At 41.9% G+C, this 19,854-nt stretch carries 19 protein-coding genes; 5 read left to right on the plus strand and 14 right to left on the minus strand.

Features of this window, described 5'->3' with window-relative positions:
- Positions 1–284: 284 nt before the first annotated feature.
- Complete coding sequence (gene pssA, locus I3252_RS08300) at positions 285–1,187, minus strand: CDP-diacylglycerol--serine O-phosphatidyltransferase (RefSeq protein WP_227678062.1); 903 nt, start codon at positions 1,185–1,187, stop codon at positions 285–287.
- Positions 1,188–1,229: 42 nt separating this feature from the next.
- Positions 1,230–2,105, minus strand: a complete 876-nt coding sequence (gene rlmJ / locus I3252_RS08305) for a 23S rRNA (adenine(2030)-N(6))-methyltransferase RlmJ (RefSeq protein WP_045446718.1) — start codon at positions 2,103–2,105, stop codon at positions 1,230–1,232.
- A gap of 129 nt (positions 2,106–2,234) precedes the next feature.
- Between rlmJ and I3252_RS08310 the strand changes: the two genes are divergently transcribed.
- A complete protein-coding gene (locus I3252_RS08310; protein WP_238034842.1) occupies positions 2,235–2,990 on the plus strand; it encodes a 2OG-Fe(II) oxygenase in 756 nt (251 codons plus the stop codon).
- A 103-nt stretch (positions 2,991–3,093) separates the two neighbouring features.
- A complete protein-coding gene (dapE, locus tag I3252_RS08315; RefSeq protein ID WP_238034843.1) occupies positions 3,094–4,308 on the plus strand; it encodes a succinyl-diaminopimelate desuccinylase in 1,215 nt (404 codons plus the stop codon).
- Between the two features lie 91 nt (positions 4,309–4,399).
- Here the strand turns inward: dapE and I3252_RS08320 are convergent, their stop codons facing one another.
- From I3252_RS08320 to I3252_RS08345, 6 genes are all read right to left on the minus strand, one after another.
- Positions 4,400–4,900 carry a GyrI-like domain-containing protein gene (locus tag I3252_RS08320; RefSeq protein WP_045446712.1) on the minus strand — a complete coding sequence of 167 codons (501 nt, stop codon included), beginning with the start codon at positions 4,898–4,900 and terminating at the stop codon, positions 4,400–4,402.
- Positions 4,901–4,974: 74 nt separating this feature from the next.
- Entirely contained in the window at positions 4,975–5,184 is a 210-nt protein-coding gene (gene iscX / locus I3252_RS08325; protein WP_021812734.1) for a Fe-S cluster assembly protein IscX, read from the minus strand.
- Positions 5,185–5,314: 130 nt separating this feature from the next.
- Positions 5,315–5,869: an acyl-CoA thioesterase gene (locus I3252_RS08330; protein WP_238034844.1), complete on the minus strand. Its 555-nt coding sequence runs from the start codon at positions 5,867–5,869 to the stop codon at positions 5,315–5,317.
- Between the two features lie 173 nt (positions 5,870–6,042).
- Positions 6,043–7,425 carry an NAD(P)(+) transhydrogenase (Re/Si-specific) subunit beta gene (locus I3252_RS08335; RefSeq protein WP_173936728.1) on the minus strand — a complete coding sequence of 461 codons (1,383 nt, stop codon included), beginning with the start codon at positions 7,423–7,425 and terminating at the stop codon, positions 6,043–6,045.
- Between the two features lie 14 nt (positions 7,426–7,439).
- A complete protein-coding gene (locus I3252_RS08340) occupies positions 7,440–7,778 on the minus strand; it encodes a proton-translocating transhydrogenase family protein (RefSeq protein ID WP_197135295.1) in 339 nt (112 codons plus the stop codon).
- 101 nt (positions 7,779–7,879) lie between these two features.
- Positions 7,880–9,046, minus strand: coding sequence for an NAD(P) transhydrogenase subunit alpha (locus I3252_RS08345; RefSeq protein WP_238034845.1), 1,167 nt, complete (start codon positions 9,044–9,046; stop codon positions 7,880–7,882).
- Between the two features lie 483 nt (positions 9,047–9,529).
- Here I3252_RS08345 and yaaA point away from each other — a divergent pair, with 483 nt between their 5' ends.
- The gene (yaaA, locus tag I3252_RS08350) at positions 9,530–10,330 is read left to right on the plus strand and encodes a peroxide stress protein YaaA (RefSeq protein ID WP_238034846.1); all 801 of its coding nucleotides are present in this window, start codon (positions 9,530–9,532) and stop codon (positions 10,328–10,330) included.
- A gap of 14 nt (positions 10,331–10,344) precedes the next feature.
- Here yaaA and I3252_RS08355 read toward each other — a convergent pair whose 3' ends face one another.
- The 4 genes from I3252_RS08355 to I3252_RS08370 all read right to left on the minus strand — a co-directional run bounded on the left by I3252_RS08355 (position 10,345) and on the right by I3252_RS08370 (position 15,189).
- Positions 10,345–11,037, minus strand: a complete 693-nt coding sequence (locus I3252_RS08355) for a hypothetical protein (protein ID WP_238034847.1) — start codon at positions 11,035–11,037, stop codon at positions 10,345–10,347.
- Between the two features lie 122 nt (positions 11,038–11,159).
- Complete coding sequence (locus I3252_RS08360; RefSeq protein ID WP_238034848.1) at positions 11,160–12,632, minus strand: glycoside hydrolase family 68 protein; 1,473 nt, start codon at positions 12,630–12,632, stop codon at positions 11,160–11,162.
- Positions 12,633–13,152: 520 nt separating this feature from the next.
- The gene (gene groL / locus I3252_RS08365) at positions 13,153–14,793 is read right to left on the minus strand and encodes a chaperonin GroEL (protein ID WP_193009091.1); all 1,641 of its coding nucleotides are present in this window, start codon (positions 14,791–14,793) and stop codon (positions 13,153–13,155) included.
- Positions 14,794–14,898: 105 nt separating this feature from the next.
- Positions 14,899–15,189 carry a co-chaperone GroES gene (locus tag I3252_RS08370; RefSeq protein ID WP_011279842.1) on the minus strand — a complete coding sequence of 97 codons (291 nt, stop codon included), beginning with the start codon at positions 15,187–15,189 and terminating at the stop codon, positions 14,899–14,901.
- Positions 15,190–15,729: 540 nt separating this feature from the next.
- Between I3252_RS08370 and I3252_RS08375 the strand changes: the two genes are divergently transcribed.
- Positions 15,730–16,500 carry a DUF3108 domain-containing protein gene (locus tag I3252_RS08375; protein WP_238034849.1) on the plus strand — a complete coding sequence of 257 codons (771 nt, stop codon included), beginning with the start codon at positions 15,730–15,732 and terminating at the stop codon, positions 16,498–16,500.
- A gap of 89 nt (positions 16,501–16,589) precedes the next feature.
- Here I3252_RS08375 and I3252_RS08380 read toward each other — a convergent pair whose 3' ends face one another.
- Both I3252_RS08380 and wrbA read right to left on the minus strand, forming a co-directional pair.
- Complete coding sequence (locus tag I3252_RS08380; protein WP_055125291.1) at positions 16,590–17,066, minus strand: hypothetical protein; 477 nt, start codon at positions 17,064–17,066, stop codon at positions 16,590–16,592.
- 62 nt (positions 17,067–17,128) lie between these two features.
- Complete coding sequence (gene wrbA / locus I3252_RS08385; RefSeq protein ID WP_238034850.1) at positions 17,129–17,746, minus strand: NAD(P)H:quinone oxidoreductase; 618 nt, start codon at positions 17,744–17,746, stop codon at positions 17,129–17,131.
- Positions 17,747–18,170: 424 nt separating this feature from the next.
- On the opposite strand from wrbA, the gene I3252_RS08390 reads away from it, so the two are divergent.
- Positions 18,171–19,712, plus strand: coding sequence for a YihY family inner membrane protein (locus tag I3252_RS08390; RefSeq protein WP_238034851.1), 1,542 nt, complete (start codon positions 18,171–18,173; stop codon positions 19,710–19,712).
- Positions 19,713–19,854 lie beyond the last annotated feature (142 nt).

The following is a 19,854-nucleotide window of genomic DNA, read 5'->3' on the forward strand; positions in this document are numbered from 1 at the left end:
ACTAAACTGGCAGAATGGCGACGCTACTTTTGCTTTAACTGGATGGCAGTGTATGTTTATTTAAGGCTGGGCTGAGGTAAGCTCGTAAATAAGCATGCTTATTTCATCTCAATCATGTAGGTTTCTTTAACGAGCCGTTATCAATGATCATTAGCTAAAAAATGAGTTGGTCCTTCTTTATCTTATCGTGATGAATACACTGATAGCCAGCTGGATATGTAAAGCGCATAAAAAAAGGAACTTACCCTACGGTAAATTCCTCAATATGACACGAACAGTCAATTCTAAAAATTTGCTTTTGCTTTGATCGTCGTAACAATACCCGACAATGCATAGATAATACCAATAGCTAAAATACCGACAGGTATGTCATAGAGCACAATACTCATGACCAATACACCGATTATTAGAACCACAAAAGGTACTTTCTTTTTATCAAACTCTTTAAAGCTATAGTATTTGACGTTACTAACCATCAGTAAACCACAAATCACCACCCAAGCAGCAAATAAGAACATGACTGCCGTATCGTACTGCCCAACCCATTCATTATGGTCGACAGCGACCATAACCGCTGCCGTTACTAATATAGCAGCTAGTGGACTGGCCAAACCGACAAAGTATTTTTTATCAACAATGCCGACCTGAACGTTAAAACGTGCTAAACGGAAGGCAGCACAGGCAGTAAAGACAAACGCACAGCCCAAGCCAATGCGACCTAACGGCTGCAACGCAAAACTATAAACTAAGATTGCTGGTGCAACACCAAAAGCCAGCATATCGGCAAGCGAATCATATTGCTCACCAAACGGGCTTTGCGCATTAAGCATACGCGCCACTCGCCCATCAGCACCGTCGAGAATAGCGGACAAAAAGATGGCTAAAGAAGCTTTGTAGAACTCGCCTTGCGTACTGGCCAAAATCGAGTAAAAGCCAGATAGCAGTGACAAGGTTGTAATTAGATTTGGTGCTAAATAGACACCGCGACTGACCACTCGCTGCCCTTCAGCAACTTCTGCTTCAATCACCTCAAAGGTCAAGCCATCATAACTCTCATTATCCGCTAAGCGAATATTGAAATCATGCTCATCGACAAAGGGCGGCTGGGCGGCTGCGCTGTCTTGTAACAATCCATCATTTAGAGGCGGATGATTTGATTCGTCTTTAGGTGATTGCACGTTAGTCATCTCAATATCCTTATTTGCCGGCATAGTTATTCACTAACATGGTTATTCGCCGACTAGCCAGCGTACATTGGTTGCGCTATCAGGCGTTAAGTCTGGAGCATCAGCCACTTTTAATGCAGGCTGTAAGAAGCGTAATATCTCACGTGCATGATTATCAAATTGCCAAGGTGGATTGATGACCAGTAAACCTGTACCGTTAAGACCAACCGCCACATCATTTGGATAAATATTCAGCTCACAAACCAACTGGCGGCGCATTTCAGTACGCTTCAGTTTTTTGTAAAACAATTCAACGGCTTCAACGTTCTTAATAGGGAACCAAAGCGCATAAGTGCCTTGTGGCCATTTATTATAAGCAGCAACGAGTAAATTTATAAGGCGTGTAAAATCTTTGTGCTCTTGCTCATAAGGCGGATCAAGAAAAATCAGACCACGCTTTTCTTTTGGCGGAATAACGGCGGTAATACCTTCAAAGGCATCACGATGCTGTATACCAATGGGTAACTTGTGCAACTGATAATTTAGCGCATCATATTCGCTAGCTTTGGCTTCAAAAGCTTCACCGCGCACGCCTGCATCTGGATTTTTCTCGATATGATGGGCAACCCACCAAGGAGAACCAGGATAGACTTTATTGTCATAAGTGAAACGGGCTTGCTTAATGCCTTCCATATAATCTTTGACAGCAGCGGGTGCCTTGTCGGTATTGGCATTTAATAACGCTTGGATACCACCTTTGGCCTCACCCGTCTTGCGCGCTTCTTCACTGCTCAGTGAATACAGTCCGCGACCACCATAAGCATCAAGCACATAAAAAGGTTTGTTTTTTTGCCCCAATTGATTAAGGAGTTGTACCAATAAAATGTGTTTAACCACATCAGCAAAGTTACCAGCGTGGTAGGCGTGTTTATAGTTCATAATCTCAAAAGTTTAAATAAGAAAAATTACATCTATGGTAGCATAGGCAGAGTAAAAGATAACGATGGTTTTGGTAAAAAGGCATTGATTGGCTATGTATTGCTAGCTAACTGACCATAGTGAGACGAAATGACAGAGATTATTAGCAATCTTGATGTGACAAAGTTGGTGATTGATCATCCGATAGGAGAAGATAATCCACCATTATTATTTCCTCATAGCGACGACCCAAGCCAAAAACCACTGACTCAGCACGTATTACAACAGTCTGATTTCGATATCAGTTGGCAAGATAAGCTGACTGATACACAACTGGATACATTCGTTGATGATGGTTGGATCATTATTGATGAAATCTTTGAAACGAAGGCGCTGTTAGCCTTGCAAGCAGAGAGTGGTTTTATTGACTATCGTGACGCAGAGCTGACGGCTGGTATTCGTGTCAGTGATATTCGCGGTGATCGCATCCGCTGGATTACGGAAAATTTCTTTGCTGGGTTTTATTATTTGCAAAGTATCAATGCGCTTGCTAGCTTATTTAATCGCAGTTTATTTGCTGGTATTCGTCACAGTGAAGCGCATTATGCTTGCTATCCGCTGGGGTTTGGCTACCAATGGCATAGTGACAATCCAGCTGAGCGTGATGAACGCGTTATCTCTGCGGTGTTTTATCTCAATGATGAATGGGAACCAACTGACGGCGGCGCACTAGAAATCATTGATAAACATGGCGTTCATCATAACGTCATGCCTGTCGCCAATAGATTGGTGATATTTGACAGTGACCTAAAACATCAAGTGCAAATTGCCCATCGGCAGCGTTACTCTATCGCGACGTGGATGCGCCGTGATGGTTTGGTGCCTTTTGTTGAAGACAATATTTAAAACGCATTAGCAAATAACGAGCAACGACTGATTGTATTGTATTGTATCGTGGCTGCCAATCTTAAAAATTTATCATTTTAATTTATAATAAAAAGGTTTATTCATGTCGGACTTTAATAAACAAACCATCCATCAACAACAAAACCATCAGCAGCAAACGCTAGATTTAAGTATTGCGCTACTTGAACGTCCCTCCGTCACCCCAGATGATGATGGCTGTCAAGATATCTTGTTAAAACGACTATCACAAGCTGGGTTTGACTGCGAATTTATGTATTTTGGCGATAGAGATCAAAGCGGCGAACATGCAGAAGTTAAAAATCTATGGGCGCGCCGTGGCACCACTGATCCAGTTATCTGTTTTGCTGGCCATACCGACGTCGTGCCAACAGGTGATGAGAACAATTGGACGTATCCGCCATTTACGCCAACCATCGCTGATGGTTACCTATGGGCTCGCGGAGCCGCCGATATGAAAACGGGGATTGCGGCTTTTACCGTCGCCGCCGAGCGTTTCGTCGCTAATTATCCTGAGCACAATGGTTCGATTGCTTTTTTAATCACCTCAGATGAAGAAGGCCCGTCTATTAATGGCACGGTCAAAGTCATTGAGGCCTTAGAAGCCCGCAATGAAAAAATCACCTATTGCTTGGTTGGCGAACCATCGAGCACAGATACGCTCGGCGATATCATTAAAAACGGTCGCCGCGGCTCATTGGGTGCGGAACTTACGGTCACTGGCAAACAAGGTCATGTTGCATATCCGCATTTAGCTTGCAACCCTATTCATGCAACGATGGCAGCTTTGGCGGAACTGACTGCTGCTACTTGGGATAATGGCAATGACTACTTCCCTGCGACTTCACTGCAAATCTCTAATATCAATAGCGGTACAGGTGCCACCAACGTCATTCCTGAAACGCTAAAAGTTATCTTCAATTTCCGCTTTTCTACGGAAACGACTGAAGATGAGCTAAAAGCAAAAACGCATGCTATCTTTGACAAATACTTTACTAATAGTAAGGCCAGTTATGATATCCATTGGAAATTATCTGGTCAGCCATTTTTGACCCCTGAGGGGAAACTGGTGTCGGCCTGTCAAAAAGCCATCAAAAAGGTAACCGATACTGACACGACACTATCTACATCAGGTGGTACTTCTGATGGACGCTTTATTGCACCAACGGGTGCACAAGTCGTTGAACTTGGTGTAAGAAATGCGACCATCCATCAAGTTGACGAAAAGGTAGAAGTCGATGACTTAGGCAAGCTTGCACAGATTTATGAAGGGATTTTAGAGAATTTGCTGCTAGATTAATCATTCGTTGAAGTAAGCAAAAAAAATCGCCAAGTCTGATAGCAGACTTGGCGATTTTTTATTATTTTGACTAATTTATTCAATAATAATTTTACTCAATACCAATATAGAGATCAACTTGACCATACTCTAGATTACCACCGATATAATGCTCAAAATCGACATCAAAAGTTCGGGTATGCTCACAGCTGCGATCATTAAAATAGGTCCAAGCCTTTTCCCAAGCATTCATCACCGTGTATGGCATTCTACCCTGCTCAGAGAATACCAAATACTTTCCTGCAGGAATATCTACTGTTACTAAGTTTGCAGCCTTAGACATATTTTCACTGTCTGATGGCTCTTGCTCACTGGCTACTTTCCAACTGGCAACCACATCAAAAGCGCCGACCAAATCATCGCTCTCATAGTTATGATAGACACCATAAATGTCTTCGCCTTTAGGCAGATCACTGGCATGGTTTTGGTAAAACTTTTGCCATAAACGACCCAGTTTAGCCGTGTCTTCGCTAATCTCAGCGTTATTGGTCGTACGAACGCTAATACCTTTACAAGTTATTGCTTCAGGTAACTCTTTAATTTGTGAAGTCATGATCTGTAAGTCCTATATATTTATTCAGTTTTCTATTTCAAATGGTATTAAAAATAGCGCTTCAGGGTATAAATCTAATCTGCTTCATCAATCCAATTCATCTGAATGGCTTCCAAGATGCCTTCGTTTGATTTTTGTGGATCATCATCAAAACCTTCAAGCTCAGTCACCCAGCGATGTAAATCAGTAAAACGGATGTACTGCGGATCGGTCTCTGGAAACTTCTCATACAGCTCAATAGCGATATCTAAGCTGTCTGTCCATTTTAATTTTTGCGGGGTCATGATGGCTCCTTAACTTTTAATCATTTTGAGACACGTCATCAAATCAGTGGTCAATTTGACTGGTGATTTGATTGGCAACTTAATAACCGCTATCCTACCAAAATTCGCCCATTGATTATAGACAAGTTCGTTATGTCGCACTTGTTGTTTTACTCGTTTCAGCAGATTTAATCGCCACTTGATGCTGATTCCAAGAATCAATGACCTCATTCAGCCGCTCGCCTATCATATCCAATACCTCTGGTGCACATTTGCCTTTTTTATTGGTCAATACAAACTTAGTCATACCAACGCCCATCAGCTGGTTTTTTACAAAAAAGCGCGTTTCAAAATAAACGTATTTTTTATCCCAGCCCGCAAGCGTGCTACTCACCGTCATTTTATCTAAAAATTTAATTTCTTTCAGATAAACCATTTCTTGCATGGCGATAACCCAATTTAATGGTTTAATACTTTTTTGATGACAGCACGCCATCAGCCAGCGAGTAATGTTTAGCTCGATAAAAGACAAATAACGATAGTTAGGCAGATGATTCCGAAAGCCCATATCATGCGGCAACACTCGATAATGACGAACCGTCGGTGCAATCAAGAGCTCAATACTAAGGCGCTCGCTTACTGATTGCTGCTTAAGTTGTTGTTTTAGCAAACTAACCATAATAAAAAAACGTATCAACATATTCATAAATAACTCTCTTAACGCTTATTTTGTGTAAACTTATTGGGTATAAATTATTGTATATAAAACAGCGACTGGCTATAAATGCAGAGTACCTTAACGCAAAAAAGCCACCTAAGTGACTTTTTTATTTAAAAGCGGATATTTAAAAGCTTATATTTAAAAACTAACTTTAAAGATTAATGACCTGCACCATTGATACTACGTACCATCTCTTCCACCATTTTCTTGGCATCACCAAAGATCATCATGGTTTTATCCATGTAGAACAGACTATTATCAAGCCCTGCATAACCTGTATTCATTGAGCGCTTGATGACCATGACCGTTTGGGCTTTAGTGACTTCTAGAATCGGCATACCAAAGATTGGCGACGTTGGATCATCTTTTGCAGAAGGGTTGACCACATCATTTGCACCGATAACCAACACCACATCGGTACTTGCGAAGTCTGAGTTAATCTCATCCATCTCTAAAATATCATCATAAGGCACATCCGCTTCCGCCAATAGAACGTTCATGTGACCTGGCATACGACCCGCGACTGGATGAATGGCAAAACGCACGTTAACGCCTTCTTCTTTTAGCAACTCATACAGCTCTTTTACCGCGTTCTGTGCACGACCTTGCGCCATACCATAACCCGGAACAATAACCACACTACTTGCATTGGCCATTAAGAACCCAGCATCTTCTGCTGAACCAGCCTTGTAGTTTTTAGGTGCACCATCATCAGCGCCTGCTGCTACAGCTCCTGTACCCATACCGCCAAATAAGACGTTGAGTAATGAGCGGTTCATGGCTTTACACATGATATAAGACAAAATCGCACCTGATGAACCGACGAGCGACCCTGCGATAATCAACATCGAATTGCCGAGGGTGAAACCAATTCCTGCCGCCGCCCAACCAGAAAACGAGTTCAATAGTGAGACCACCACTGGCATGTCACCGCCGCCAATTGGGGCAATCCACATCCAACCAAATATAACGGCAATCACTGCCATCGCATAAAACGCTGGTAATGAGTCAGTGACGAAATACACGCCACCGAAAGCAATCATCGCAATGAATAATAATGCTTGGACAGGTTTTACCCAACCCCCAACCAATGTTTTCGCCCAGCTCTTCGCTGCCAATTTACCAAAGGCAAAGACCGAAGCTGAGAACGTAATCGCACCGATGAAGCAACCGATAAATAGCTCTACACGGGCAACGGCACCATGTTGCTGTTCAGTATGCAATACGGTTGCCAGTGCAATGGCGACCGCTGCCAAACCAACGAACGAATGCATCAAGGCAACGGTTTCTGGCATTTGTGTCATCGCAACCGTCTTTGCCTTCCACATGCCGACGAGGGCACCCAAAATCATCGCACCGATAATTAACCAAAGGACAGGGCCTTCTGCTAAGAAAAATGTCGTGACGACTGCAATCGCCATCGCTACCATACCAAAGCGGTTACCTCTGATAGCCGTCTTTGGGCTGGATAAACCGCGCAAGGTTAAAACGAAGAGAATCGCGCCGACCAGATAGAACCAATCCGCATTTGCCGCAATCATTGCTGAGAAATCATTCATGCGTCACCTCCTACATCAGTGGTTGCTACTGGTGCTTTTTTTACTTTCGGTTTAAACATCGCAAGCATACGCTCAGTCACGGCAAAACCACCAAAGATATTGATACTGGCTAAAAACACGGCAAAAGCACCAAGGATACTGGTCGGTGTAAAGACAGAACCATCAATCGTGACGGTCTGTAGCATGGCACCAACGATGACGATACTTGATAGTGCGTTGGTGACGGCCATCAATGGTGTGTGCAGTGCAGGCGTGACGCCCCAAACCACGTAATATCCGACAAAAATAGCGAGTACAAATACGGTAAAAATCGCGACAAAGGGTGTACTGGCCATGGCGGCACCGGCGGGTGCTGACGCTAAAATAGTGGCAATCATCTAATCCTCCTAAAAATTTATTCGTTACTGGCAAATGTGTAGTGAAAGGCAGTCAAAACTTAGCGTTTGGCTAGTCGTACCTGACTGTCATGTGTCACTGCCAGTGCGCCCTGAATCTCGTCTTCCATGTCTAATTTAAGTGCCAAATTAGCTGATGCGTCACTTGCTGAAGCGTCATCGCTAGCAGGCGCAATTAATGTGGTGATAAAGTTAACCAAATTGTTGGCATACAAATCTGAAGACTGTGCGGCGAGCATCGATGGGATGTTGGCGGCACCAACGATACGCACACCATTGTCTGTAGTGATGGTTTCGTTAGGCACGCTGCCTTCGACGTTGCCACCTGTACCAGCAGCCATATCGATCAATACGGAACCCGCCTTCATTTTAGCAAGGGTTGCGCCGTGCACCAGACGAGGAGCGTTACGACCAGGAATCTGCGCGGTGGTAATAACGATATCAGCATTGCTCAAGGCTTTATCTACAACAGCGGCTTGATCTTTGACATATTGCTCGGATGGCGTCCACGCATAACCACCAGTAGACTTGGCAGTCTCAGCCTCCTCTGCACTCATCGGCACATCCAGCCATTTACCACCCAATGACTCTACTTGCTCACGAGCAGTCGGACGTAAATCACTGGCTTCAACGACAGCGCCTAAACGCTTCGCTGTTGCAATGGCTTGCAGACCTGCCACACCCACACCGAGGATGACGACTTTGGCGGGCTTAACCGTACCGGCTGAGGTCATAAACATCGGAAATGGACGCGAATACTCATTGGCAGCAAGCAATACCGCTTTATAACCGGCAAGGTTGGCCTGTGATGACAGTACGTCCATATTCTGTGCGCGTGACAATGTGCGAGGCAATAACTCCATTGCAAAGACTGTCGCGCCTTTGGCTGCATAGCTATCTAGTTGAGTATTACGATACGGGTCAAGCATGCCAATGACAATCTGACCTGACGTCAATCCTTCAATAGCTGCAGCAGGTAAGTCATTGACGGTGGTAATAATTCGAGACTGTGTGATTACCTCGGCGCTGCTGCTAGCAATATCGGCACCTGCAGCCTGATACAACTCATCAGCATAATATGCTGCTTTACCTGCACCTGACTGTATAACGATTTCAAACCCAAGCTTACGCAATTTTTTGACTGCGTCTGGGGTTATCGCTACACGGCTCTCGCTCGCGATATCTGCACTGATTACACCGATTTTCATACCGTCTCCTTACTTACGTCTAATGACTATACTTACGTCTCACGACTACCTTTAACACCCTCAACGCACATTTAAAAAGCACAGGGGACAAAAAAACCTTTGGTCATGGTTGGTTCAACATCCTGACCAAAGATTATCAATTTAATAAATGATAGCGACTTTGCCATCATGTCTTTTTATTATAGAGACATCATCTGCCAACTTTCATTGCCTAATGATGACCCACAAGTAAAATAAAAAGTTAGGCATTTACACCATCTGCATAACTTTTATTGTTATATTAAAAATTTTTCCTTTTCAATTAAACGCTAGACTTGACAAGCTATCGGCTTATATCACTCAAATATCTGTCCTTTTTAAGGGTAACGTTAAAAAACACGAAATAACGACGGGTAGGTCAAGATACATTGCTGCTTATCGTATAATAAGAAAACTTGATACATAAATAGAATACCCATTGACTCACTATAATAAGGAATGACGATGTATTTTTTACTTTCCCCTGCCAAATCTTTAAATGAGAAAGACGCGGTGCCAGTGAACTTAGACAAATATTATAGTCAACCAGAGCTCATCGAACATGCGCAAGCATTGATGAAAAACTTAAAATCAAAAGAACCGATTGATTTACAAGAACTGATGGGCATCTCTGACGATTTGGCACAGCTCAATGCCAAGCGCAATCAAGAGTGGCGTTGGAGCAACGATAAGCCCTTTACTTTAGAAAATGCCAAACCTGCAGGTTATCTATTCGATGGCGATGTTTATACTGGACTTGATATGTATCATATGGATAAAGACACCGCCATTTACGTCAATAAGCATCTAGGTATCTTGTCTGGATTATATGGCGTACTGAAACCGCTCGATTTGATGCAGCCATATCGTTTAGAGATGGGTACCAAACTGAAAAATGAACGTGGCGATAACCTTTATGAGTTTTGGGGCGAGGAAGTAACTGCCGTTATCAATGCACGTATGGCAGATAGTGATGATAAGATTTTGATTAATCTGGCGTCAAATGAATATTTCAAAGTGGTCAAGAAGAAAGCGCTGAATGCGGAAGTTATCACGCCACGATTTGAAGATGAAAAGAATGGTCAATATAAAGTCATTAGCTTTTATGCCAAAAAAGCACGCGGACTGATGGTGAAGTATGCTGCTGATAATAAGCTAACCAATGCTGAGCAGCTAAAGCAGTTTGATTTGGCGGGATATTATTACTGTGAAGCCGCTTCTGATGATAAAACGTGGACGTTTAGACGGGATGCGGTAGATCAGTAGCTTGATATGAATAACTACGGATAACGGATACTATAAAACTTGTCCATTATTTCAGGTATTTGCATAGGTAAACTATCCATATAAATATACTGTAGAGCTAACACCTTTTGTATCATATCAGCAGAATTTACCACAGTAGCTAGAAGCATTGCATTCAGTGCTTCTAGTCCATTAGAATTCTGTAATATTTGAATAATTAGAGGCTCTGGAAAACCGTCTTTCTTTCTCGAAAATGCATGCATACCTGTATGCACATATGAGTTTGCTGGTTTCATTGTTAATTCTTTAAACTCTCTCATCATTTGCACAGCTCTCTCCGGAACTATACCCTCTTTTGCCGCACATTCTAAATCATCCAAAATCGAATTGATTGTAGGTATACGTTTCTCCGCCTGCGATGCATTTTGTTGTGTCAAAGGCTTATAAAATCTTTCAACAATCTCATCTTTAGCAACCCAGTATATCCATTGTGCTCTTATTAATGATTCAAATTGCAGGCGCAACAAGCTACTCGCTGAAATATTGCATCCCTCTTTAGCTAACGCGTGCACAGCATGGCCATGTTCAGATGAGATATCTGCCAAAATTAAAGTTGCTGTCTCTCTATGATTAAAACCGTCGATACTAGGAATTTTATTCGTTTCACTTAATAGAGATTTACGAAAATCAATTGATTGTGAATAAAATCTTTTAAAGGCAATATTCAATACACTTCCTCTTTGGAAAACATTAATCTAACTTAATCTATCACAACTCAAATATTTTTCATATAAAGAGCCCTTGATGAACTAAATTTATCAAGGGCTTCCATATAACGACCTCTTAGCAGCTATACAGTAAAACGCAACTTATCTCTTGAGACATCAAGTACGACAGTTTGATCATATACGTTATAGGTATGGAGACGATCGATATCGTTTTCCCAATTGGGTTCGATATAACGCACAAAGGTTTCTTTGTAAGATGTCGGTGTCAACTCTTCTACCAAATACAAAGCCACTCTACGCCCATACCTAATAGTGCCATCTTGAGCCGTACGAAACAGCTGACCATCTCTCTTAAATAGTGCACCTGCTAATCGTGACCCACGCACATCAATTTTTAAAGGCGCCGAGGGATGAATGGTCCAGTTATCTGACTCCAACTTATCAGACGTATAAATATGCAATTCCAAATCCATTGTAAGGACTGAAATTGAACCATGCGTGGTAAAAAGATACCATAAGCCATTGTGCTCAATAACGGCACTATCTGCTGCCTGAACCCCAGACACCAACTCATGAACTTTTTCCCACTTCTGCGGAAAATCCGTCGCTTTTAATAGGTTAATACAATTGGTCTTGGCCGCTTCTGGAATCATATATACAGCGTCTTCATGCTCGAATACATTAGGAAAGCTTAAATGAGAGCTAATACCTAAATCGACTGGTCCAGAATTGATAACTTGATGGTGCTCATCCAGTTCCACCCACTCTATACGGCCGATACCTTTTTTATAATTTAAGCTCTCAAAAAATATATAACGCCTTGAATCTCGCTCAATATAAAAAGGGTCAGCCCAAAAACATCCTTTTTCAGGCAATAGCTCAGTGTATGTTTGCATCGACTGATTAATAGAACCAATCAAAATACTCCAGTTATTATGATAAAGACTCTTATAGAAAGTCTTTATCGTATAGTTTTTAAAAAAACTCATCAAATGCCGTATGGCAGTCAGTTGCTGGGGTTGTTCATAAATTGCATCGTCAAGCATTGAATTCGTCGAATTTCTACTTTTGACGCCAATTTTATTTTTATGGAAATACCAATACAATATAGATGCTGCGACACCATTTAATTTATGCTCGGTTAAATTATAGTCCCAGTAAAATAAAGAACCATATCCTCTCCCAACGACTTTATCACCATTAAGATGCTCATTTAACAGATGTAGCGTGACTACGCTATTCTCCCATTGTTCGGCAAACTGCCAATACAATGCTGATCCGCGTCTTTGTTTGGTTTCATCGCCGTAACGAAATAAGAGAATACCTTTTTTTGAAACACTCAGAACTCTCCCTGCTAAGGTTCGAAAGCCAAATTTGATCAGATAATCTAGATTGGCGGCTTCAAGTTTCTCAATCACTGAATCCTCAATCTCATCATAAATTTTATCCTGATTTGCAACTGATATTACGATGGGCATCTCACCATTAGCCACCAAGTCATGAATAGAATAACGTTTGGTACTACTCTTATTTCGAGAAAGAAAAGAAAATAACTTTTGATTAATGGAAGGAATAACTTTGGATAGACGAGACATGTGATACGCTTGTTTTTTATCTCGTTGGACAGCAATACAGACTTCGACTACGCCTTCATTCACGAGAGACTTTAGGGGCATAAACTTATACCATGCCAATGTTTCATCTTCATCACCTTAGATTACACATGAGTTTTTATAGTCTCTAGCCCACCACACGTGCTCAAACTCCCTTTGAGTAAAATAAAGATCCACTGTATGTATTCTCTATAACAACTATATCTCAATAATCAGTTAATTGAAAATTTAAATTTATATTAGAAATATTAATCAAATTTGATATCAAAAACCCAAGCAATCTCAGCTCGCTAGGTTTTTTCTGTGTAACGCTAACCATCATAGTAGATGCAAAAAAAGCCCTGCTATCTTTCGATAACAGGGCTTTTAATAGTTAAACAGACTTTATGACAAAGTCATACTTCTAGCAAAAGCGATTTGTTGAGGAAGATGCGCAAAAATAGTACCTGTTGTACATTGAGCGCATCTGACGAAAAGAAATCGCTTTGTAGCAGAAGTAAAATTACATCATGCCGCCCATGCCGCCCATGCCACCAGCACCGCCCATGCCAGCCATACCGTCATCACCTTGTGGCAAATCAGTAATCATGACTTCGGTAGTTAGCATTAGGCCTGCAACAGATGCTGCATTTTCTAGTGCTGAACGAGCTACTTTAGCTGGATCAAGAATACCCATCTCTAACATATCGCCGTATTCGCTAGAAGCTGCGTTGTAACCGTAGTTACCGCTGCCACTCTTCACTTCGTTGACCACAACTGATGCTTCTTCGCCAGCGTTGGTGACGATTTGACGTAATGGTGCTTCCATTGCGCGACGTAAGATATTGATACCCGCGTTTTGGTCATCGTTATCGCCACGTAGCTCAGACAATGCATTCATTGCACGAACTAAGGCTACACCACCACCAGGTACAACGCCTTCTTCAACCGCTGCACGAGTCGCATGTAGCGCATCGTCAACACGATCTTTCTTCTCTTTCATTTCAGTTTCAGTCGCAGCGCCCACTTTGATAACGGCAACGCCGCCAGCCAGTTTCGCCATACGCTCTTGAAGCTTTTCTTTATCGTAGTCAGACGTTGATTCTTCTACTTGACGTTTAATAGATTCAACGCGATTTTCGATGTCAGCAGAGTTACCAGCGCCATCAACGATCACGGTATTTTCTTTACCGACAGTGACTTTTTTAGCCGTACCCAATTGCTCAAGAGTAGCAGTCTCTAAACTTAGACCAATCTCTTCAGAAATCACAGTACCGCCAGTTAGCGTTGCGATATCTTCTAGCATTGCTTTACGACGATCGCCGAAACCTGGTGCTTTAACGGCACAAGTTTTTAAGCCGCCACGCATGTTGTTGACAACCAATGTCGCCAAAGCTTCGTTTTCTACGTCTTCAGCGATGATTAGCAATGGCTTGCTCTGCTGCATCACTTGCTCAAGTAATGGCACGATTTCACGAATATTGCTGATTTTTTTATCAACCAACAAGATATATGGGTTTTCAAATTCAGCGGTTAAGCTGTCTTGCTTATTCGCAAAGTACGGGCTGATATAACCACGGTCAAACTGCATACCTTCTACGACTTCTAAGGTATCTTCAAAGCTTGAACCTTCTTCAACGGTGATAACGCCTTGCTTACCGACTTTTTCCATCGCTTGAGCAATTAGCTCACCGATTTTGGTGTCTGAGTTGGCAGAGATAGAGCCCACTTGAGCAATCGCTTTTGAATCGTCAGCTGGTGTAGCCAGCAAATGAATTTGCTCAACAGCAGCGCGAACCGCTTTATCGATACCACGTTTTAGATCCATTGGGTTCATGCCAGCGGCAACTGACTTCATGCCTTCTTGCAAGATAGATTGCGCCAATACAGTCGCAGTCGTCGTGCCATCACCAGCGACATCATTTGTGCGGCTAGCCACTTCACGGACCAATTGAGCGCCCATATTTTCGAATTTGTTTTCAAGCTCGATTTCTTTAGCAACCGAAACACCATCTTTAGTGATGGTAGGCGCGCCAAATGATTTATCGATAACCACGTTACGACCTTTAGGGCCTAGGGTTACGCGTACTGCATTTGCTAGGATGTTTACGCCATCCATCATTTGTTTACGGGCATCAATGCCGAATTTTACGTCTTTTGCCATGTTAAATTACTCCACTATTATAAGTATGAGAATGCAATTAAATGTTTCAATAATTTTTAAATAATGTTGTCAAAATGCGTTTAGTATAAAAATACTCAAAAAGGACTAGCCTTCTAACACACCCAATACATCAGATTCTTTCATAATCAATAGTTCTTCGCCGTCAACTTTCACGGTTTGACCAGCATATTGACCGAACAAGACTTTGTCGCCAGTTTTTACATCTAACGCGCGAGTTTCGCCGTTGTCACGAATCTGACCGTTACCAGTTGCTAGCACTTCACCTTGTGAAGGCTTTTCTTGAGCAGAACCAGGAAGCAAGATACCACCAGCCGTTTTTGTTTCTTCTTCTATGCGGCGGACAACGATGCGATCATGTAAAGGACGAATATTCATCAATATGTCTCCAATAATTTGGTTATTTTCAGTAAGGGTTTATTTGAATTAATGGTCTCAATACCAATATCTATAGGCATTACTGCTTAAAACAGCATTCTAAAGATAAGCTTTGAGCTTGTATCAAAAAGTGGGGGCAAAGTGAGTTAGCTTCAAGTGTAAAGCCCAAAAATTTACAAGAATTTTGCATATCGTGGATTATTTAGTTGGTAATGACGTTTATGAACAGTTATTTGATTGGATTGCACCGTATTAAAGGCCTTAGCAAGATTTTAAAAGCAGCCATATGAGTGCTAAATTTCAACACTGATAAGTTACCGCATATCATTTACAACTGACCGATTAACTTACTCCTACTTACTCAACTCACGCAAGTGACGCCTGATGATATAGCGATCGATGCCAGCAACCTTGACTACAATAGCAACACCACAGGGACAGCTGGCACTCTTGAAAAGATAGCAGGACATGACCATTATAGTCCTTGAGAAAATAACAATAGTTATAAGCAATGCCATAAATAGCGATTAAGGAATGTCCATGAGTTTTTTATCAAACGATCAAAAGTCATTAACAGCCGATACTAATAATACTAAACGCAGCAAGTCTAAGTTTTTAACCGCCTTAACCACTGGGGCCAGTATTGCTACGATTGGAGCGGTAAGTATGACTGCACCAACCCTTGCCAGCGCAAAGAATATCGAACCTTCAAGCGCCAACTACAGCTTTACGGTTGAAGACAAATATAAAGGCACGGCTACTCGCACGCTTAACAAATCAGGCAATACTTGGAAATATAATGTCAATGCTCGGGTGGCAGGTGTTGCAAGTGCTTCGCAAAACAGCACTTTTACCATCAACGGTAATAATGTCATTCCGACTCAAGCCAGCACCACTTATAAGCTATTAGGCGTTGGTCGCACGCATAAATTAGACTTCAATCCAAGCAGTAAAAAGGTGGTGAGTAACTATAAAGGCAAATCGACGACCATGAACATGGCACAACAAGCTTTTGATGATTTAAGTTTGGAAGTGCAAATTCGCCAAGATTTATTGAACGGTAAATTCTCTGGCAACTATTACATGGCGAAAAAAGACAAAATAGAGAAAACCCCTTTCAAAAAATCTGGTAACACCAAGATTACCGTTCCAGCTGGTACATTTGATACCGTACGTGTCGACCGTATCCACGATGACAATAGTCGTTCTACCAGTTTTTGGCTGGCACCAAGCTTAGATTACCTACCAGTAAAAGTTAGCCAAATTAATGATGGCAAAAAGATGGATTTAGAATTAACCAAAGTAAATTAAGCTTTTTATTAAATAAACAGAAATAGCATAAAAAAGCGGCACTCTAAATAGAGCGCCGCTTTTTTTTGTCTTAAACTTCGCTAAATCAACTAACGCGGCTGCTTAACGACGTTGTTCATTGAAGGAAGACGCTTTAGTAGAATAAATAACCAAATATTGATTGCCAGTAATAAGACAAAATCAAGCAGATAAACCACTATCTCTGCCCAGCTGCTGCCGTAAACGCGGGTAAACAGCACCACACCACTCGCCCCCAAATAAACCAAGGTAAGCATACTGCCTATCAATAGCACATACGGCGAACGACCCCGTAGTATCGCGGGCGTCAAAATAAATGCTGGCACTAGCCATAATGCTTGCCAAGCGATACCGCCAATGACATCAGGACTACTGGGATTAAAAACATTGATAAAAATAGGTAGCCCAAGCAGTCTATAAACCAACCAAATCAGCCAAGTCACCATCAAGCGCTGACGAATGGGCGTAATTGGCTTTTTAAGTTTAGCAGCTTTGGCAGATTTTTTGGCTGGTGCGCTTATCTCACTATCGGAGCGGTTTGTGACCATTAGATATATTTACTTCCTAATTAATAGCGTTATATAAGACCTTTCATGCTATAAAAATCCGCTTAGCGAGTCCAGTTAGCTTGCGCCAATGCAGTAGCACTAATAGCCAAGCGCCGACCTTGGGCGATAGCCAACTCGCGCTCATCAGCTGAAATAGGCTGATCGTGTGTTGCCCCACTCACATGACTAGCACCATAAGGCGAACCACCACGTTGGGTACGATTTAACGCAGGCTCAGCATAAGGCACACCAACAAGGATCATGCCGTGATGCAGCAACGGCAACATCATGGTCAACAACGTTGTCTCCTGCCCGCCATGCATCGAGCCGGTCGCAGTAAATACAGCAGCAGGCTTGTTCTGTAAATTACCTGCCAGCCAAATAGTGACCGTATTGTCCCAAAAATATTTCATGGGGGCAGCCATATTACCGAAGTGCGTCGGGCTACCAAGCGCCAAACCCATACAGTCTCTTAGATCGTCCATAGTGCAATATAAGTCACCTTCATCAGGTATTGCAGGCTTGCTCGATGTGGTCTCGGGTGCAACCGTTGGTACAGTACGGATACGGGCTGTCATACCAGCATCCTCAATACCTTGAGCGATAGCATAAGCCAATGTCTTAGTCGTACCGTAATTTGAATAATAGAGCACCAAAACATAAGGGGCGGTCTGACTCATTAGCAATACTTCCTCATAAAACCATTAATGTTATTGTTGATTCTAATCACCTACAACAGCTTCTATGCAGTCTATTTCTTTAGCATAAAACCTCATTGATTATGTAGCTATAGTCGATTCAATTTAAAAATAGTACTAGTACAAGGCAACCGAGTGTAGATGTATATCTAATACTTCAAGCGAGGTTAACGCTGTAATAATTTTATAGTGGAATGACTATATACATAATCTGTGACAGATAACGCAATATAGGCATATATTATGCCCCAGTCATTCACCGACATGCAAACAGCCTTGGTACACATTATCGCTAATAACCTGCTAGAGAGGTTGCTGCTGTGCATTTTGACACAATTAAACCGCAGATGATAACAGCATATCTTTGTTACACTACTGTCACTCAAACACCTGCTAAATGGTCGATATGGAAAATTTATCAAAAAAAATCCCGTTTTTACATCAACGCTGGTTTCAATTCTTACGATTCTTGACTCGGCACTTTTTTGAAGACAATTGCCAGCAAAAAGCGGCATCGCTGACCTACACGACTATGTTGTCAATTGTACCCGTCCTAACCGTCCTATTGATGATCCTATCTTCTGTACCAGCACTTGCATCCGTTAGAGCACAGATATATGAAGTGATTTATAGTAACTTGCTACCACAATCAAGCATGCAGGTCAGTGAGTATATCAATAGCTTCGCTGAAAAATCCTCAAATCTAACCATCATTGGGGCAATGGTGTTATTTTTTACGACCATTATGACGTTAACAACCATCGAGCGCGCATTTAACCAAATCTGGCGGGTAGAAAATCGCTCTGGCGGTATGAAAAGTATGCTGCGCTATTGGACCATCGTCACGTTAGGACCGTTAGTACTGGGTACGGCATTTCTTGCTTCAAGCGCGGTACAAAGTTTGAGTTTTTTAAACCGACAAATTGCTGGTTATGGCATTGACTGGTCTTTTTGGGTACAAGCTGTATCCATTGGTATCACTGTCGCAGGCTTTATTGGTATGTACTGGTTCATTCCAAAAGCACGCGTACCCGCGAAAAATGCAGCCATTGCTGGTCTCTTCGTCGCTATCGTATTCGAGCTGATGAAGCACCTGTTTGGTACAGTAATGGCAAATTTCACCAGTTATGAAGCGATTTACGGGGCTTTTGCGGCACTGCCCATCTTCTTATTATGGATATATTTGTCGTGGAATTTAATTCTATTAGGTGTTGAGATTAGCTATACCTTGACGATTTTTGAAACTGAAGAGGTCTATCCACGCCACCCTCTGCTAAGTTTGCTCGATATGTTAAACCTCGTTTATACCCATCATTTAAAAGGGGAAGCGGTAAGCGAACAAGCACTACGTAATGTGCTAGGACGCAAAGAGCTACCAAAATGGTATACCTATATTAATTATCTGCAAGACAGCAATTTAATCACCATGACTGAAGATAATGATTATGTGCTCAAGAGAGATTTGAGCAAAATGACATTATGGGATTTTTATCGCACGCTACCTTACCCCTTGCCTATCAAAGATGAGCTAGATGAGATGGGGCCAGAGGATCAAAAACCTTGGCTTAGCTTGCTAGTCAACCGTTTTGAAAATACGGAAGCTTATGCCAAGCAACAGTTAGATCTACCGTTAAATGCTATTTTTGCCAATAGTGAGCCACGTAAAAAAGCTGATTCTAATGGAAAAGGCATCAAAGGCGGTCAATCAAATTTATTTAGAAAAACCTCGGCGACCACTGCACCATTAGACAAGAATGAGCCGATCAAAGGCACCCCACACTTTGACCCAATAGCTTATGATAAAGACAGTGATATTGAATGCGATGAGCGGGACAATGAGATTCTTATTCCTAAGGATTTGAATGACTCTCAAATTAAAACCAATGGTAATCTCTTTAATCATAAAGGCGATATCATTACTGAATCAGATAACCCAAAGACGAATTAAGAAAAGCGTTAGTAACGAATGAGACATATTGAATAATAAAAATTAGTTTTCACTAGAGGTTATAATAGAACTTATTATTATAAATCGAACAAAAGTCGTACGAGATGCTAACACAGCTGTTATATTGCCTTAAACTTTATTA

It is taken from the genome of Psychrobacter sp. Ps4, from assembly GCF_022129285.1.
In the GTDB taxonomy this organism is placed as follows: Bacteria; Pseudomonadota; Gammaproteobacteria; order Pseudomonadales; family Moraxellaceae; genus Psychrobacter; species Psychrobacter immobilis_A.

Coding starts and splice junctions, on each gene's coding strand:
- I3252_RS08375 (WP_238034849.1), top strand. CDS start 15,730: ATGAGTTTTTTATCAAACGATCAAAAGTCATTAACAGCCGATACTAAT.
- I3252_RS08330 (WP_238034844.1), bottom strand. CDS start 5,869: ATGAATATGTTGATACGTTTTTTTATTATGGTTAGTTTGCTAAAACAA.
- I3252_RS08360 (WP_238034848.1), bottom strand. CDS start 12,632: ATGTCTCGTCTATCCAAAGTTATTCCTTCCATTAATCAAAAGTTATTT.
- I3252_RS08380 (WP_055125291.1), bottom strand. CDS start 17,066: ATGGTCACAAACCGCTCCGATAGTGAGATAAGCGCACCAGCCAAAAAA.
- I3252_RS08310 (WP_238034842.1), top strand. CDS start 2,235: ATGACAGAGATTATTAGCAATCTTGATGTGACAAAGTTGGTGATTGAT.
- I3252_RS08340 (WP_197135295.1), bottom strand. CDS start 7,778: ATGGCCAGTACACCCTTTGTCGCGATTTTTACCGTATTTGTACTCGCT.
- rlmJ (WP_045446718.1), bottom strand. CDS start 2,105: ATGAACTATAAACACGCCTACCACGCTGGTAACTTTGCTGATGTGGTT.
- I3252_RS08390 (WP_238034851.1), top strand. CDS start 18,171: ATGGAAAATTTATCAAAAAAAATCCCGTTTTTACATCAACGCTGGTTT.
- I3252_RS08345 (WP_238034845.1), bottom strand. CDS start 9,046: ATGAAAATCGGTGTAATCAGTGCAGATATCGCGAGCGAGAGCCGTGTA.
- iscX (WP_021812734.1), bottom strand. CDS start 5,184: ATGACCCCGCAAAAATTAAAATGGACAGACAGCTTAGATATCGCTATT.
- yaaA (WP_238034846.1), top strand. CDS start 9,530: ATGTATTTTTTACTTTCCCCTGCCAAATCTTTAAATGAGAAAGACGCG.
- pssA (WP_227678062.1), bottom strand. CDS start 1,187: ATGACTAACGTGCAATCACCTAAAGACGAATCAAATCATCCGCCTCTA.
- I3252_RS08370 (WP_011279842.1), bottom strand. CDS start 15,189: ATGAATATTCGTCCTTTACATGATCGCATCGTTGTCCGCCGCATAGAA.
- groL (WP_193009091.1), bottom strand. CDS start 14,793: ATGGCAAAAGACGTAAAATTCGGCATTGATGCCCGTAAACAAATGATG.
- I3252_RS08320 (WP_045446712.1), bottom strand. CDS start 4,900: ATGACTTCACAAATTAAAGAGTTACCTGAAGCAATAACTTGTAAAGGT.
- wrbA (WP_238034850.1), bottom strand. CDS start 17,746: ATGAGTCAGACCGCCCCTTATGTTTTGGTGCTCTATTATTCAAATTAC.
- I3252_RS08335 (WP_173936728.1), bottom strand. CDS start 7,425: ATGATTGCGGCAAATGCGGATTGGTTCTATCTGGTCGGCGCGATTCTC.
- dapE (WP_238034843.1), top strand. CDS start 3,094: ATGTCGGACTTTAATAAACAAACCATCCATCAACAACAAAACCATCAG.